General features: G+C 52.3%; 15 protein-coding genes. 9 read left to right on the forward strand and 6 right to left on the reverse strand.

Features of this window, described 5'->3' with window-relative positions:
* Nucleotides 1-174 precede the first annotated feature (174 nt).
* The 5 genes from pfkA (at nucleotide 175) to FDW88_RS14945 (ending at nucleotide 6142) form a co-directional block, all read left to right on the forward strand.
* Nucleotides 175-1137, forward strand: coding sequence for a 6-phosphofructokinase (gene pfkA / locus FDW88_RS14925; RefSeq protein ID WP_096758831.1), 963 nt, complete (start codon nucleotides 175-177; stop codon nucleotides 1135-1137).
* A 199-nt stretch (nucleotides 1138-1336) separates the two neighbouring features.
* Entirely contained in the window at nucleotides 1337-2326 is a 990-nt protein-coding gene (sbp, locus tag FDW88_RS14930; RefSeq protein ID WP_096758830.1) for a sulfate/thiosulfate ABC transporter substrate-binding protein Sbp, read from the forward strand.
* 103 nt (nucleotides 2327-2429) lie between these two features.
* The gene (locus FDW88_RS14935) at nucleotides 2430-3179 is read left to right on the forward strand and encodes a CDP-diacylglycerol diphosphatase (protein ID WP_115259767.1); all 750 of its coding nucleotides are present in this window, start codon (nucleotides 2430-2432) and stop codon (nucleotides 3177-3179) included.
* 73 nt (nucleotides 3180-3252) lie between these two features.
* Nucleotides 3253-4557, forward strand: a complete 1305-nt coding sequence (locus tag FDW88_RS14940; RefSeq protein WP_115259766.1) for an SLC13 family permease — start codon at nucleotides 3253-3255, stop codon at nucleotides 4555-4557.
* Between the two features lie 112 nt (nucleotides 4558-4669).
* A complete protein-coding gene (locus FDW88_RS14945) occupies nucleotides 4670-6142 on the forward strand; it encodes a DASS family sodium-coupled anion symporter (protein ID WP_096758827.1) in 1473 nt (490 codons plus the stop codon).
* Between the two features lie 41 nt (nucleotides 6143-6183).
* Here the strand turns inward: FDW88_RS14945 and tpiA are convergent, their stop codons facing one another.
* Nucleotides 6184-6951, reverse strand: coding sequence for a triose-phosphate isomerase (gene tpiA, locus FDW88_RS14950; RefSeq protein WP_096758826.1), 768 nt, complete (start codon nucleotides 6949-6951; stop codon nucleotides 6184-6186).
* A gap of 108 nt (nucleotides 6952-7059) precedes the next feature.
* Nucleotides 7060-7659 (reverse strand): YiiQ family protein, encoded by a 600-nt coding sequence (locus FDW88_RS14955; protein WP_096758825.1) that lies wholly within the window; start codon nucleotides 7657-7659, stop codon nucleotides 7060-7062.
* A 225-nt stretch (nucleotides 7660-7884) separates the two neighbouring features.
* Here FDW88_RS14955 and FDW88_RS14960 point away from each other — a divergent pair, with 225 nt between their 5' ends.
* The gene (locus FDW88_RS14960) at nucleotides 7885-8307 is read left to right on the forward strand and encodes a DUF805 domain-containing protein (RefSeq protein WP_096758824.1); all 423 of its coding nucleotides are present in this window, start codon (nucleotides 7885-7887) and stop codon (nucleotides 8305-8307) included.
* A gap of 86 nt (nucleotides 8308-8393) precedes the next feature.
* Here the strand turns inward: FDW88_RS14960 and fpr are convergent, their stop codons facing one another.
* The 4 genes from fpr to FDW88_RS14980 all read right to left on the reverse strand — a co-directional run bounded on the left by fpr (nucleotide 8394) and on the right by FDW88_RS14980 (nucleotide 12799).
* Nucleotides 8394-9140, reverse strand: a complete 747-nt coding sequence (fpr, locus tag FDW88_RS14965) for a ferredoxin--NADP(+) reductase (RefSeq protein ID WP_096758823.1) — start codon at nucleotides 9138-9140, stop codon at nucleotides 8394-8396.
* 95 nt (nucleotides 9141-9235) lie between these two features.
* Nucleotides 9236-10246: a class II fructose-bisphosphatase gene (gene glpX, locus FDW88_RS14970; protein WP_096758822.1), complete on the reverse strand. Its 1011-nt coding sequence runs from the start codon at nucleotides 10244-10246 to the stop codon at nucleotides 9236-9238.
* Nucleotides 10247-10423: 177 nt separating this feature from the next.
* The gene (gene glpK, locus FDW88_RS14975) at nucleotides 10424-11932 is read right to left on the reverse strand and encodes a glycerol kinase GlpK (protein WP_096758821.1); all 1509 of its coding nucleotides are present in this window, start codon (nucleotides 11930-11932) and stop codon (nucleotides 10424-10426) included.
* A gap of 21 nt (nucleotides 11933-11953) precedes the next feature.
* Nucleotides 11954-12799, reverse strand: a complete 846-nt coding sequence (locus FDW88_RS14980; RefSeq protein ID WP_096758820.1) for an MIP/aquaporin family protein — start codon at nucleotides 12797-12799, stop codon at nucleotides 11954-11956.
* A 428-nt stretch (nucleotides 12800-13227) separates the two neighbouring features.
* Between FDW88_RS14980 and zapB the strand changes: the two genes are divergently transcribed.
* From zapB to FDW88_RS14995, 3 genes are all read left to right on the forward strand, one after another.
* The gene (gene zapB, locus FDW88_RS14985; protein WP_115259761.1) at nucleotides 13228-13473 is read left to right on the forward strand and encodes a septal ring assembly protein ZapB; all 246 of its coding nucleotides are present in this window, start codon (nucleotides 13228-13230) and stop codon (nucleotides 13471-13473) included.
* A gap of 92 nt (nucleotides 13474-13565) precedes the next feature.
* On the forward strand, nucleotides 13566-14234 hold the full coding sequence (locus tag FDW88_RS14990) for a hypothetical protein (protein WP_137362851.1): 669 nt from the start codon (nucleotides 13566-13568) through the stop codon (nucleotides 14232-14234).
* On the forward strand, nucleotides 14231-14620 hold the full coding sequence (locus FDW88_RS14995; protein ID WP_117343659.1) for a hypothetical protein: 390 nt from the start codon (nucleotides 14231-14233) through the stop codon (nucleotides 14618-14620). The genes FDW88_RS14990 and FDW88_RS14995 overlap by 4 nt, the downstream gene beginning before the upstream one ends.
* Nucleotides 14621-14645: the final 25 nt, after the last annotated feature.

Here is a 14645-nt window from a genome sequence, read left to right on the forward strand (position 1 = left end):
AAAAGTGAGCAGGGCCAGCATTTTGTGTATAAATTACCACCGTTTGGCCTGACCTGAATCAATTCAGCAGGAAGTGATTGTTATACTATCTGCATATTCGTTGGATCGTTTCGATATGCGGAATCGACTTCCGGCAGCAGATTTCATTTTGCATTCCAAAGTTCAGAGGTAGTCATGATTAAGAAAATCGGTGTGTTGACAAGCGGCGGTGATGCGCCGGGCATGAACGCAGCAATCCGTGGTGTTGTACGTGCAGCGTTGACGGAAGGACTGGAAGTCATGGGGATCCATGATGGCTACCTGGGTTTGTATGAAGACCGTATGGTTCAGCTCGACCGTTATAGCGTGTCCGACATGATCAACCGTGGCGGTACTTTCCTCGGTTCTGCTCGCTTCCCGGAATTCCGCGACGAAAACGTGCGCGCTGTGGCTATCGAAAACCTGAAGAAGCGTGGGATTGACGCCCTGGTTGTTATCGGTGGTGACGGTTCCTACTTGGGTGCAAAACGTCTGACTGAAATGGGTTTCCCGTGCATTGGCCTGCCGGGTACTATCGACAACGATATTAAAGGCACCGACTACACTATCGGCTACTTCACCGCACTGGGTACCGTGGTAGAAGCGATTGACCGTCTGCGTGACACCTCCTCTTCTCACCAGCGTATCTCCATCGTTGAAGTGATGGGGCGCTACTGTGGTGACCTGACTCTGGCGGCAGCAATTGCCGGTGGCTGCGAATTCGTCGTCGTTCCGGAAGTTGAATTCAGCCGTGACGATCTGGTCGCTGAAATCAAAGCTGGCATCGCCAAAGGTAAGAAACACGCGATTGTGGCGATCACCGAGCACATGTGTGACGTTGATGAACTGGCGCATTACATCGAGAAAGAAACCGGCCGTGAAACGCGCTCAACCGTACTGGGTCACATCCAGCGTGGTGGTTCCCCGGTGCCTTACGACCGTATTCTGGCATCCCGTATGGGGGCGTATGCCATTGATCTGCTGCTTGAAGGTCATGGCGGTCGCTGCGTCGGTATTCAGAACGAACAGTTGGTTCACCACGACATCATCGACGCTATCGAGAATATGAAGCGTCCGTTCAAAGGTGACTGGCTGGACTGCGCGAAAAGATTGTACTGATTGCAATTGCCGGATGGCGGCTTGCGCCTTATCCGGCCTACATGAGCAAATCGTAGGCCTGATAAGCGTAGCGCCATCAGGCAAAAACCCGACTCCATATATTCCCCCACGTTATAGCAAATCTTTTTTTATTCTTTAAAGTTTGGATCGCTTTCTGGCACGCTCTGCTCATCACAACATTAAATAAGAGAGCTGGGCGATGAACAAATGGGGCGTAGGGTTAACATTATTGCTGGCATCGACCAGCGTTCTGGCAAAGGATATTCAGTTACTTAACGTATCGTACGATCCAACGCGTGAGCTGTACGAACAGTACAACAAAGCCTTCGCGGCGCACTGGAAACAGGAAACGGGCGATAACGTGGTGATCCGCCAGTCACATGGTGGCTCCGGTAAACAGGCAACATCCGTCATTAACGGTATCGAAGCCGATGTGGTTACCCTGGCGTTGGCCTATGACGTGGACGCCATTGCTGAGCGTGGCCGTATCGATAAAAACTGGATTAAACGCCTGCCGGACAACTCTGCACCTTACACCTCTACCATCGTCTTCCTGGTACGCAAAGGCAATCCAAAGCAGATTCATGACTGGAACGATCTGGTTAAACCGGGTGTATCAGTCATTACGCCAAACCCGAAAAGCTCCGGCGGGGCGCGCTGGAACTATCTGGCGGCATGGGGTTATGCCCTGCACCACAATAACAACGATCAGGCCAAAGCTCAGGACTTCGTCAAAGCTCTGTTTAAAAACGTGGAAGTGCTGGATTCCGGCGCGCGCGGCTCTACCAATACCTTTGTTGAACGCGGAATTGGCGATGTGCTGATCGCATGGGAAAACGAAGCGCTGCTGGCGACGAACGAACTGGGTAAAGATAAGTTTGAGATCGTCACGCCAAGCGAATCTATTCTCGCAGAACCGACCGTGTCTATTGTCGACAAAGTGGTAGAAAAGAAAGACAGTAAAGTGGTGGCCGAAGCTTACCTGAAGTATCTCTATTCTCCGCAAGGTCAGGAAATTGCGGCGAAAAACTATTACCGCCCGCGTGATGCTGACGTGGCGAAGAAATACGAAAATGCCTTTCCGAAGCTGAAGTTATTCACCATCGACGACGAGTTTGGTGGCTGGACCAAAGCGCAGAAAGAGCACTTCTCTAACGGCGGTACGTTTGACCAAATCAGTAAACGCTAACGCAGATGTGTTTGCAGGCCCGGTGGCATAACGCGACCGGGCTTTTTTATTTGTCATCATTTTACGTTACGCTTACCCTTCAATGGGATACAGGAAACGCGTAATGAAAAAAGCAGGCTATTTTTTACTGGTGGTGATGATTATCGCTGCCGCTGCGGGCATAGGTTACTGGAAACTCAACGGTAACCCGGATGCATTACGCCAGATTGTTCTTGAGCAATGCCTGCCGAACCAGCTGCAACGGCATAACCCTGCGCCGTGTGCGGAGGTGAAACCGGATGCCGGGTATGTGGTGTTCAAAGACCGTAACGGCCCTCTGCAATACTTATTGATGCCCACTTACCGCATTAACGGCACGGAAAGCCCGCTGCTGTTGCAATCAGGCACGCCGAATTTTTTCTGGCTCGCCTGGCAAGCGCGCGGTTTTATGAGCCAAAAATACGGTCAGGAAATTCCCGATAAAGCGGTATCACTCACGATCAACTCGCCGTCTGGCCGCACGCAAAACCATTTCCACATTCATATCTCTTGCTTGCGTCCTGACGTTAGAACGCAACTGGATGACAATCTGGCGAAAATCAGCACCCGCTGGCTGCCTTTGCCGGGGGGATTACGTGGGCACGAGTATCTGGCGCGCCGTGTCACGGAAAACGAACTGGCACAGCGCAGCCCGTTTATGATGCTGGCGGAAGAGGTGCCGGATGCGCGTGATCATATGGGGCGCTATGCGCTGGCGATGGTGCGTCAGAGCGATGAGTCCTTTGTCCTGCTGGCGACCCAGCGCGATCTGCTGTCGCTGAATCTCGCCTCCGCCGAGGAAATTCAGGATCATCAGTGCCAGATCCTGCGGTAACCCCACCTAATCTGGCGTTTACTCTCTGTGCCTGTCCCCGTATTCTTGTTGAAAAAAACAACAGGAGACAGGCATGTCGCTCTGGCTTACGCACCCTCTGTTTATCCCTTCATTGGTGGTTGGCATCACCATTCTGCTCTGGGCTACGTCGCTGTTACCGGAGTTCATTACGGCGCTGATATTCTTCTCTGTCGCAATGGTGGCGAAAATCGCCCCACCGGAGGTGATTTTTGGCGGCTTTGCTTCGTCGGCGTTCTGGCTGGTTTTCAGCGGTTTCGTGTTGGGCATCGCGATACGTAAAACGGGACTGGCGGACAGGGCGGCGCGGGCGTTGTCGTCCCGGTTGACCGATTCCTGGCCGTTAATGGTCGCAAGCGTGGTGCTGCTGAGCTATGCGCTGGCGTTTGTGATGCCGTCCAATATGGGGCGTATTGCGCTGCTGATGCCGATTGTCGCGGCGATGGCGAAACGCGCTGGCATTGTCGACGGTACCCGTGCCTGGTACGGTCTGGCGTTAGCCGTGGGTTTTGGGACGTTCCAGCTTTCAGCTACCATCCTACCCGCCAACGTACCGAATCTGGTGATGAGCGGCGCAACGGAAGGTTCTTACGGTATCCATCTGAATTATCTACCCTATTTATTGCTGCATACGCCGGTCCTCGGGTGGTTAAAAGGCGCGCTGCTGGTTGGACTGATCTGCTGGCTGTTCCCCGGCAAGCCCCATGCCCCTATGGATGTGACGCCACCTGCGCCGATGAGTCGCGATGAAAAACGGCTGGCCTGGATGTTAGCGGTGGTGTTGCTGATGTGGGTCAGCGAAAGCTGGCACGGTATTGGTCCGGCCTGGACTGGGCTGGCGGCGGCAATCATTACGCTGTTGCCACGGGTAGGCTTTATTAACGGGGACGAGTTTTCCAGCGGGGTGAACATCCGCACCTGTATTTACGTGGCGGGGATCCTGGGGCTGGCGATCACCGTGACGCAAACCGGCATCGGTAGCGCGGTGGGGGAGGCGTTGCTACACGTGATGCCGCTGGACGCGGATAAACCCTTTACCAGCTTTCTGGCGTTAACCGGTATTACCACGGCGCTCAATTTTATTATGACCGCCAACGGCGTTCCGGCGCTGTATACCACGCTGGCACAGAGCTTTGCCGATGCGACCGGGTTTCCGCTGCTGTCGGTGATTATGATTCAGGTGTTGGGCTATTCCACTCCGTTGCTGCCGTATCAGGCATCGCCAATTGTGGTGGCGATGGCGCTAGGCAAAGTGCCTGCACGGGCAGGAATGCTGCTGTGCATTACGCTGGCTATGGCAACGTATCTGGTTCTGCTGCCGCTGGATTATCTGTGGTTTAGCGTACTGGGGAAACTATAACGTCTTGTAATCGTAAAAATTTATGTATTGAGAAGGTGAATCGCATTCTGTATGTCGATACCGGGTAATATCGATGTGCATACTTGCGTGCTGGAAACTCAAGGATTGACTCATGGACAGATTGACCCCTATACGCTGTTGGCCTGCCATTATCTCGATCGTGATTACCCTGACTATCTGGTTTGTTATCCCTTGCCCTCCTGACGTTACTCCCGAAGCGTGGCATCTGCTGGCGCTGTTTATTGGCACTATCGCGGCCATCATTGGCAAAGCCATGCCTATTGGCGCTATCGCGATTGTAGCGATTATGCTGGTGGCAATGACCGGCGTCACTCACCCTGGTAAACCGACTGCGGCGCTGAGTGATGCGCTGAGCGGTTTCTCTAACCAACTGATCTGGTTGATCGGTATCTCCATCATGCTGTCGCAAAGCCTGTTGAAAACGGGGCTGGGCGCGCGCATTGGCTATGGATTTATTGCCCTGTTTGGCAAACGGACGCTGGGTATTGCCTGGGCGTTAACCCTGGCGGAAACGCTGATAGCCCCCGTAACCCCAAGCAATACCGCGCGCGGTGGTGGGATTATTCACCCGGTCATGCGGGCGATTGCCGAAAGCCTCGGGTCTCAGCCGGGAGATAAGGAAAACGGTTCTACCGGCCGCTATCTGGCGCTGGTGAACTACAACATTAACCCGATTACCTCGGCGATGTTTATTACTGCGACCGCGCCTAACCCACTGATTGTCAGCTTTTTGACCAAAGGGACGGATGGGGTACTGAATATGACCTGGGGAATGTGGGCCATCGCTGCGCTTCTGCCTGCGGTCGTCTCACTGATCGTGATGCCCATTATTATCTGGTGGCTCTACCCGCCGGCCATTACCCGCACGCCGAACGCGCCGCAGTTCGCCCGGCAAAAGCTCGATGCGCTTGGCCCGCTTGCGCTGGCAGAGAAAATCACCCTCGCGGTTTTCGTTTTGCTGCTCTGCCTGTGGGCGGGTGTTCCTGCGATGATTATGGGCAGTGCCTGGACCGTCAACCCCACCAGCGCGGCGTTAATCGGCTTATCAATTCTGTTAGTGACCGGGGTACTCAGCTGGGATGATATTCTCAAATGCCGTGGGGCATGGGATACGATAGTCTGGTTTGCTGCGCTGGTAATGATGGCGGACTTCCTGAGCAAACTGGGCCTGGTCGGCTGGCTGGCGACCAGCGTCGGAAGTGCCATCGATCATCTCGGCGTTCACTGGAGTATCGCCACACTGCTGCTGGTTCTGCTTTACGTCTATTCGCACTACTTTTTTGCCAGCACTACCGCGCATATTACGGCGATGTTCGCGGCGTTCTTCGCGGCGGGATTAGGTCTCGGTGCGCCTCCGGCGCTGCTTGGCCTGATGCTGGGATTCTCATCCTCGTTGATGATGTCGCTCACGCACTACGGCACAGGTACTGCGCCCATCATTTTTGGCTCGGGTTACGTTACGCTGGCTGAGTGGTGGAAAACAGGGCTGGTGATGAGTGTGGCCAACCTGACTATCTGGGGGGTAACGGGTGCCTTCTGGTGGCACTGGCTGGGATATTGGTAACGCGGAGATGACAAGGGGGGCAATGCCCCCCTTACAACAACTTAAGCCTGTTTAGCGGCTTCAGCTGCCTTAACGATCACGGCGAAGGCGTCGGCTTTCAGAGAAGCACCACCCACCAGCGCGCCGTCGATGTCCGGCTGCGCGAACAATTCTGCCGCGTTAGCTGCGTTTACGGAACCGCCGTACTGGATGATAACTTGTTCAGCGATTTTTGCGTCAGCTTTAGCAATATGGTCACGGATGAATTTGTGAACAGCCTGAGCCTGTGCCGGAGTTGCAGATTTGCCGGTACCGATAGCCCATACAGGTTCGTAAGCGATAACCACGCCTTCGAATGCTTCTGCGCCCTGAGTCTTCAGTACTGCGTCGATCTGACGTGCGCACACTTCTTCAGTTTTGCCCGCTTCGTTTTCTGCTTCGGTTTCACCGATGCACAGAACCGGCGTCAGACCCTGCTCTTTCAGCACGGCGAATTTTTTAGCGATCAGTTCGTCAGACTCTTTGTGGTAAGTACGACGCTCAGAGTGACCGATAATGATGTATTTCGCGCCGATATCTTTCAGCATTTCAGCGCTGGTTTCACCGGTGAATGCGCCAGACAGGTTCAGGTCAACGTTCTGCGCACCCAGGATGATGTGGCTACCGGCAGCGGCGTGGTTCGCCAGGTCGATATACATTTCCGGTGGAGCGATTGCTACTGCACAGCCAGCAACGCCAGCCAGTTCTTTACGCAGGTTAGCAACCAGTTCGTTTACCATGTGGCGGCTGCCGTTCAGTTTCCAGTTACCCATCACTAAAGGATGTCGCATATCATTTCTCCACGCTTGTCAGCGAATTAAGGAAGATGGCCGCCCGTCAGGGCAGCATGGTCTGTGAAACAGTATAGAGATTGATCATCATGAAGGCTTTGCTTTTTGTCATTTATTCGACCCTTCGAGATTTTCAGATAGCGCCAGCTTAATCGGTTCAACAGCGAAGGTCAGCCCTTTTTCGCCGTTATCTGCCACGACATAGCGAATTGCACCCTCGGTTTCTGCGTAGTAATGCTTACTTTTGCCTGCGGTGAGCAATTTTTGCAGTTTTTTCTGACTTTGTTCTTTGGTCAATAAGGGGGCTACGGTACGGATGACGGCACTCATGTACTCCAGCGCTTTGGCTTTGGCGGCCTTTTGTTCCGGCCCCTGGATCGGCAGCCAGGTTATCTGCATGCTTTTAATTTTCAATGTCCCGCGCTCAAGGGCTGATGACGCATACAGGTTTTCATTGATTTTACTGGCTGCTCGGGTGAGATTTGCCTTATCGCGGCTGCTGTCGATGGCGCGGAATTCATTTAATGCAAGCTTCGGATTCTGCGTATTAAAGTTTTCACGAAATTGGCTGATCGACAGATCAAACGTCGGCGCACCCGCCAGCAGATAGGGGGCAGTGGTTGCCGTCGAGGGCGCTTCCGCCCGAGCCACAGGGCTTGCGGACAGGGCTGAAAACAATAATAAAAACAGAGTAAATCCTTGCTTCATCAATCGTACCTTTCATTATGACTGACCACGATTAAAACGATATACTCGTCGTCTTTCAAGTGGCAGGTGCGTTAGCTGCGTTCATTCACCCGAATCACTTACTTGAGTAAGCTCATCGGGACTCATTCACTTGCCGCCTTCCCACCACTCGAAATCCATAGAGCAAAACCGTCGGGCTTGTCAAAAGGGTAAGCTGTTCTTGAAGGTAATAATAAAGGAACTTACATGACCATACAGCAGTGGTTATTCTCAATTAAAGGGCGTATTGGACGCCGTGATTTCTGGATTTGGGTCGGCCTCTGGATTGTCGGTATGCTGGTTCTGTTCTCGCTGGCGAGTAAAAAACTTCTCGATATTCAGACAGCGGCTTTTTGCCTGGTGTGCTTGTTATGGCCGACAGCGGCGGTGACGGTAAAACGCCTGCATGATCGGGGACGCTCTGGCGCATGGGCGCTATTGATGATTCTGGCGTGGATGCTGCTGGCAGGAAATTGGACGATGTTACCCAGCGTCTTGCCGTGGGTCGTCGGACGCTTTGTCCCCACGTTGATTCTGGTCGGCATGCTGATTGACCTGGGCGCGTTTGTTGGCACCCAGGGCGAGAATAAGTTTGGTAAGGATACGCAGGACGTGAAGTACAAAGCGTGAATACAATGCCAGATGGCGAAAGTGTCACCCGTAGGCCGGATAAGGCGAAGCCACCATCCGGCAAAAGTGACTTCAGGCAAACACCCTTACCAGTAATGCTCAGCGGTCATATGGCCCGGTCGGCGACGCAGGTGTTTGGTCATCTGCCGGGTATCTTTCAGCAACTGCTGGGTATCGCGTACCATCTGTGGGTTCCCACAGAGCATCACATGGCTGGTGGCGGTATCCATCGGCAGACCGACTGCTTTTTCCAGCTCACCGCTTTCAATCAGTGCGGGAACGCGGCCAGTAAGCGAACCTGCAGCTGTTTCACGGCTGACGACGGTCTGAATACGTAATTTCCCTTCGTAACGCTTTTCCAGCGCCTGCATCAGCGGCAGGTAGCTTAAATCGGCGGCATAACGGGCAGCATGGACCAGCACCAGATTTTTAAAGCGATCGACATCTTTGCCCAGTTGCAGAATGGATAAGTATGGGCCGATCGCCGTGCCGGTTGCCAGCATCCACAGCGTATCGCAATCGGGGACTTCATCCAGCACAAAGAACCCCGCGGCTTCACTGACCACCTGTACGTCATCGCCAGGTTTTAGCGCGGCCAGACGTGGACTCAGCTTCCCGTCAGGCACTGTCACCAGATAAAACTCTAAATCGGGGTTGTCTGGTGCATTCACGTAGGAATAGGCGCGCTGGACGCGTTCGCCGTCGATCTCCAGACCAAGCTTGGTGAACTGACCCGCAGTGAAGGGGAGAACCGGCGCGCGCACGGTCAAACTAAACAGGGCGTCGGTCCAGTTTTGTACCTTAGTGACTTTGCCTGTTACCCAATCTGCCATGGTGTCCTCCTGTCTGCTTTGATTGCCTTATCTTCGTTCGTTGCACGAAAGATTTCCAGCCCCGAAGGACTGGAAGGCTCAATCAAACAAATTTGTTACAGGATATGCGCCTGCACATCAGGATCTTTGCGATCAAGGTAGTGGATGGATTGAATACGACGGATCGTGCGCGACTTGCCGCGGATCAGCAGCGTTTCGGTGGTGGCGATATTGCCTTTACGGCTGATTCCATCCAACAGATCACCTTTGGTGATCCCGGTGGCGGAGAAGATAACGTTATCGCTACGTGCCATTTCGTCCAGACGCAGCGCTTTACCGGCTTCAATGCCCATCGCCTGGCAGCGGGCCAGTTCCTGTTCGCCGATACGGCGGTTTTCTTCGCTGTCGCCTTTGACGTCATGACGTGCCAGCAAACGACCCTGCATGTCGCCGTCCAGCGCGCGGATGACGGCGGCAGAAACGACACCTTCCGGTGCGCCGCCAATGCCGTACAGCACGTCAACTTCGCTGTCTGGCATACAGGTCAGAATGGAGGCTGCGACGTCGCCATCGGGAATGGCGAACACGCGAACGCCAAGCTTCGCCATCTCTGCGATCACCTCATCGTGGCGAGGTTTGGCCAGAATCGTCACGGTCAGATCGCCGAGCGGCTTGTTGAGTGCGGCGGCGACATTACGTAGGTTTGTTTCCAGCGGCAGGTTCAGGTCGATAGCCCCTTTGGCTCCAGGGCCTACAATCAACTTCTCCATGTACATATCTGGCGCGTTGAGGAAACAGCCTTTGTCACCAACTGCGAGGACCGCCAGCGCATTCGCCTGGCCCATTGCCGTCATGCGCGTACCTTCGATAGGGTCGACCGCAATGTCTACGGCATCGCCGTGACCGGTACCGACTTTCTCACCGATAAACAGCATCGGCGCTTCATCAATTTCACCTTCGCCAATCACGATGGTGCCGTCAATATTGACCTGGTTGAGCATAATACGCATGGCGTGCACCGCTGCGCCGTCGGCGGTATTTTTATCGCCGCGTCCCAGCCATTTATAGCCAGCCAGCGCTGCCGCTTCGGTTACGCGTGAAAATTCAATGGCAAGTTCTCGTCTCATTGCAAACTCGTAGCAGAAAGGAATGACGCGAAGTGTAGCACAGGGGAGAGGGCGGGATTATTGATGTGTGTGCGGGATTGCCCCGCACGAAGATATTGCTGGATGGCGACGCTAACGCGTCTTATCCGGCCTACGTCAGATTCGTATCAGTAGGCCGTGCCATCCGGCAATGACGGGTTACTCTTCGTGGTCTTCCCACGCCAGGGCGCGTTTAACCGCTTTTTTCCAGCCGCTGTAACGGAAGTTACGTTCGGTGGTTTCGATGCCCGGGCGGAATTCACGCTCGATGACCGCTTTTTCCTGCAGTTCATCCAGGTTTTGCCAGAAGCCAACGGCCAGACCTGCCAGGTATGCGGCACCCAGTGCAGTCACTTCACGTACTTCCGGGCGCTCAACGCGGGTGCCAAGAATGTCGGACTGGAACTGCATCAGGAAGTTGTTGGCGACCGCGCCACCGTCGACACGCAGCGCGTGCAGACGAATACCGGAGTCGGCCTGCATTGCTTCCAGCACGTCACGGGTCTGATAAGCGATAGACTCAAGCGTTGCACGGATGATGTGGTTGGAGTTAACGCCACGGGTCAGGCCAAAGATGGCACCACGCGCATACGGGTCCCAGTATGGCGCACCCAGACCGGTGAATGCCGGAACGACGTACACACCGTTGGTGTCCTTCACTTTGGTGGCGAAGTATTCGGAGTCGAACGCATCGCTGATGAGTTTCATTTCATCACGCAGCCACTGAATGGATGCGCCGGCCATAAACACCGCGCCTTCCAGCGCATAGTTTACTTCCCCGGTCGGACCGCAGGCGATGGTGGTCAGCAGCCCGTTTTCAGACTTCACGGCTTTCTCGCCGGTATTCATCAGCATGAAGCAGCCGGTGCCGTAGGTGTTTTTCGCCATCCCTTCTTTCACGCACAGCTGACCGAACAGTGCAGCCTGCTGGTCACCCGCGATACCCGAGATAGGAATACGCGTGCCGCCTTTACCGCCAATGTTGGTCTGACCGTAGACTTCAGAAGAACGACGCACTTCCGGCAGCATGGCACGCGGGACGTCCAGTGCGTCCAGCATTTTGTCGTCCCAGTCCAGGGTATGGATGTTGAACAGCATGGTACGTGAGGCGTTGGTGTAATCCGTTACGTGTACGCGCCCCTGAGTCATTTTCCAGATAAGCCAGGTGTCCACGGTACCAAACAACAGTTCGCCGCGACGAGCGCGCTCACGCGAGCCCTCTACGTGGTCGAGGATCCACTTCACTTTGGTGCCAGAGAAGTACGGGTCAATGACCAGCCCGGTGTTGTTACGGACATAGTCTTCCATACCGTCGCGCTTAAGTTTCTCGCAAATATCCGCGGTACGACGACACTGCCAGACAATGGCGTTATAGATAGGTTTACCGGTTTCACGCTCCCAGACGATGGTGGTTTCGCGCTGGTTGGTAATCCCGATCGCGGCAATTTCGTCGGAACTGATATCGGCTTTCGCCAGCACTTCTACCAGCGTAGAGCTTTGAGTCGCCCAAATTTCCATCGGGTCGTGTTCTACCCAACCGGCTTTCGGGTAGATTTGCTCGAATTCGCGTTGTGAAACGCTAACAATATTTGCATCGTGGTCCATTACGACCGCGCGGGAGCTGGTAGTGCCCTGGTCGAGCGCAACGATATATTTTTTTTCAGTCATGATTTTTGTCCCGTAGTCACATTACTGCGAAGCTTTTTGTTGAGTGTTGGCCGCGACGTCTTTCTCTTCAATCGCGCAGACATCGCACGGCAAATGGCGACCAATCAGTTTGCGATATGCCCATGCGCCCAAAATCGCGCCGGTAATCGGGCCAAACACCGGTACCAGGAAGTAAGGAATATCGCGACCGCCCGTGAAGGCAATCTCACCCCATCCAGCCATCCAGGCGAAGAGTTTCGGTCCGAAGTCACGTGCCGGGTTCATTGCAAAACCGGTCAGTGGTCCCATAGAGGCACCAATAACTGCGATCAATAAACCGATCAGCAGCGGCGCCAGTGGACCACGTGGCACACCGTTACCATCGTCGGTCAGTGCCAAAATCAGCCCCATCAGAATAGCGGTAATGACCATTTCAACTGCGAAGGCCTGCACAAAATTGATATGCGGGTTTGGATATGTTGAGAATGTCCCTGCCAGATTGAGGCTTTCAGCGCTACCGCGCACGATATGGTTGGTTTGTTCGAAATCGATGAAAAGATTGTAATAAAGCCCGTAAACCAAAGCCGCTGCGCAAAAGGCGCCGGCAATTTGTGAAATGATAAAAGGTACGACTTTACGCTTATCAAAGCAGGCAAACAGCCAAAGTGCGATTGTGACCGCCGGATTCAGGTGTGCACCAGAAACGCCTGCCGTCAGATAGATAGCCATCGCTACCCCCAGACCCCAGATGATACTGATTTCCCACTGCCCAAAAGTCGCCCCAGCGACTTTGAGTGCAGCAACACAGCCCACACCGAAGAAAATCAACAACCCGGTACCGAGGAATTCAGCAATGCACTGGCCTTTCAAGGTTGATGTTTGACTCATAATCGGATCCTGAAGAGAGATTAATGTTTATTGTGTGCGAGAAGGTCACTGACATCCCCGGAGCCCGGTAGGCACACTGTTAATTTATCGTTAACGAGCAAAAACGAGAAATATCGAAATTAAAATGTGTGTGCTGCATCAACAAAATGAGCGTTTTCGCGCCATAACGAGGTATTTGTAATACATAACTAGTGTGAGCTGAATCATTTCATTAACCAATATGTTAACACTTTTGAGCTATAGGGTGTTTGTCGCCAGGACAAGGATTAAAAGTGTTGCAAACCGCAATCTACGCGGGATGCTGCTGGACAGGGATGGCGCGGCTTCATACAATCGGTGCTAAGTAGAGAACGCGCTTTTTTATTAAGGCGTCACCGTTATCGGGACGAGGATTTATATCCATCAACGCCTTGCAATTCAGGAGAGGTATGACGATGTCATTAGAAGTGTTTGAGAAACTGGAAGCAAAAGTACAGCAGGCGATTGATACCATCACGCTGTTGCAGATGGAAATCGAAGAGCTGAAAGAAAAAAACAACTCACTGTCGCAGGAAGTTCAGTCTGCACAGCAGCAGCGTGAAGAGCTGGAGCGTGAGAACAACAGCCTGAAAGAACAGCAGAGCGGCTGGCAGGATCGTCTGCATGCTCTCCTGGGGCGTATGGAAGAAGTCTAATTCTGATTTCTTGAGAAAGGCATCCATTATGGATGCCTTTTTACTATGTAGACTTTAGGATATCGTAATTCTCAAATTTCAAAGAATACGATATGACAAAAAGAAATGATATTATTGATAGTTCGGATCGATTTATCACCAGAGATATTAGATACGGTCTTATCTATACAGAGAATATAGGATGGATTGATTTAGGTCATGCCAATCCGGCTGGAGCTGAAAAGCTCTGGTTTGAAATGACAAGGGCTCGTGGTGGTGATAGCGAATTTTATGAAGTAAATTATCATCAAAGTATGTCCAAAAGCATTCATGGCCTAAATATTAATACTGGCATATATCGTAGATTTATGGTGCGACGAGGATTGCAGGAACGAACTCTGCAAGGTGTTGCTTTATCTATATTCTTAAGTACGTCACATCGCTTTGAATCCTTACAGGATTTTTGGCCTTACGTTTATTTAACTGATAGTGGCTATAGTGCCGAAGATTTGGTATCGAATTTATTTGGTTTTTACCAAGCAGTAAATTACGCAGATTACACCTCTTATCTTCAGATATGCTCGAAAGAAAAGGCTTATCGGATATGGGACTTCTATGGTCCGGTTGGTGAATTTAAGAATAAAAGCGTCATTCCGTTACTGTTTCCCGATCCTTTAGATAAGGGGACGAAACATGAACCCTATTCAGGGGAGTTACCTTTATTTATGGATGTAATAAAACCGGTTGCAAATCCTGATTATGTTTGGGAACTCCGCATATGATGTCTCGTATATCAGGTATTATTATTGGTTTTATGATTTTCTTTGCGCTGTTGTATTGTTATTTCATGGCGAGCATTTTTACAAAAAAAAACTATGCGCAGAAGAATTTATTAATTTATCAGCTGTTAACGCCAGAACCTCTTAAACAGGTTCCAAGGGTATCCAGCGACTGGTTTTTTGTAAGCCATGCAGATGAAGGTAGCCATCTTCAACGCAGTGAAATAGTTTTTACGGGGATACCAAAGAGTGATGTTCAGAGAGCAGAGGAAAAATTAAACGCATACATTGAATCTTATCCTGCAAGTCGCGAGATGATGAGTGTCGTTGTTGAAGCTAGGGCTGGGAATTATGATGTGAAAGTCATCCACTACAAATCGGATGAATGAAAATAAAAGGCCATCAAATTTGCTG

Source organism: Citrobacter sp. wls829 (assembly GCF_005280825.1).
Classification (GTDB): domain Bacteria; phylum Pseudomonadota; class Gammaproteobacteria; order Enterobacterales; family Enterobacteriaceae; genus Citrobacter; species Citrobacter gillenii.

What these genes read in the sequence shown, in the direction of transcription:
- tpiA (WP_096758826.1), bottom strand. Translation starts at nt 6,951, where the DNA reads ATGCGACATCCTTTAGTGATGGGTAACTGGAAACTGAACGGCAGCCGC.
- fpr (WP_096758823.1), bottom strand. Translation starts at nt 9,140, where the DNA reads ATGGCAGATTGGGTAACAGGCAAAGTCACTAAGGTACAAAACTGGACC.
- FDW88_RS14980 (WP_096758820.1), bottom strand. Translation starts at nt 12,799, where the DNA reads ATGAGTCAAACATCAACCTTGAAAGGCCAGTGCATTGCTGAATTCCTC.
- FDW88_RS14935 (WP_115259767.1), top strand. Translation starts at nt 2,430, where the DNA reads ATGAAAAAAGCAGGCTATTTTTTACTGGTGGTGATGATTATCGCTGCC.
- FDW88_RS14945 (WP_096758827.1), top strand. Translation starts at nt 4,670, where the DNA reads ATGGACAGATTGACCCCTATACGCTGTTGGCCTGCCATTATCTCGATC.
- FDW88_RS14955 (WP_096758825.1), bottom strand. Translation starts at nt 7,659, where the DNA reads ATGAAGCAAGGATTTACTCTGTTTTTATTATTGTTTTCAGCCCTGTCC.
- FDW88_RS14960 (WP_096758824.1), top strand. Translation starts at nt 7,885, where the DNA reads ATGACCATACAGCAGTGGTTATTCTCAATTAAAGGGCGTATTGGACGC.
- FDW88_RS14990 (WP_137362851.1), top strand. Translation starts at nt 13,566, where the DNA reads ATGACAAAAAGAAATGATATTATTGATAGTTCGGATCGATTTATCACC.
- FDW88_RS14995 (WP_117343659.1), top strand. Translation starts at nt 14,231, where the DNA reads ATGATGTCTCGTATATCAGGTATTATTATTGGTTTTATGATTTTCTTT.
- FDW88_RS14940 (WP_115259766.1), top strand. Translation starts at nt 3,253, where the DNA reads ATGTCGCTCTGGCTTACGCACCCTCTGTTTATCCCTTCATTGGTGGTT.
- glpX (WP_096758822.1), bottom strand. Translation starts at nt 10,246, where the DNA reads ATGAGACGAGAACTTGCCATTGAATTTTCACGCGTAACCGAAGCGGCA.
- zapB (WP_115259761.1), top strand. Translation starts at nt 13,228, where the DNA reads ATGACGATGTCATTAGAAGTGTTTGAGAAACTGGAAGCAAAAGTACAG.
- pfkA (WP_096758831.1), top strand. Translation starts at nt 175, where the DNA reads ATGATTAAGAAAATCGGTGTGTTGACAAGCGGCGGTGATGCGCCGGGC.
- sbp (WP_096758830.1), top strand. Translation starts at nt 1,337, where the DNA reads ATGAACAAATGGGGCGTAGGGTTAACATTATTGCTGGCATCGACCAGC.
- glpK (WP_096758821.1), bottom strand. Translation starts at nt 11,932, where the DNA reads ATGACTGAAAAAAAATATATCGTTGCGCTCGACCAGGGCACTACCAGC.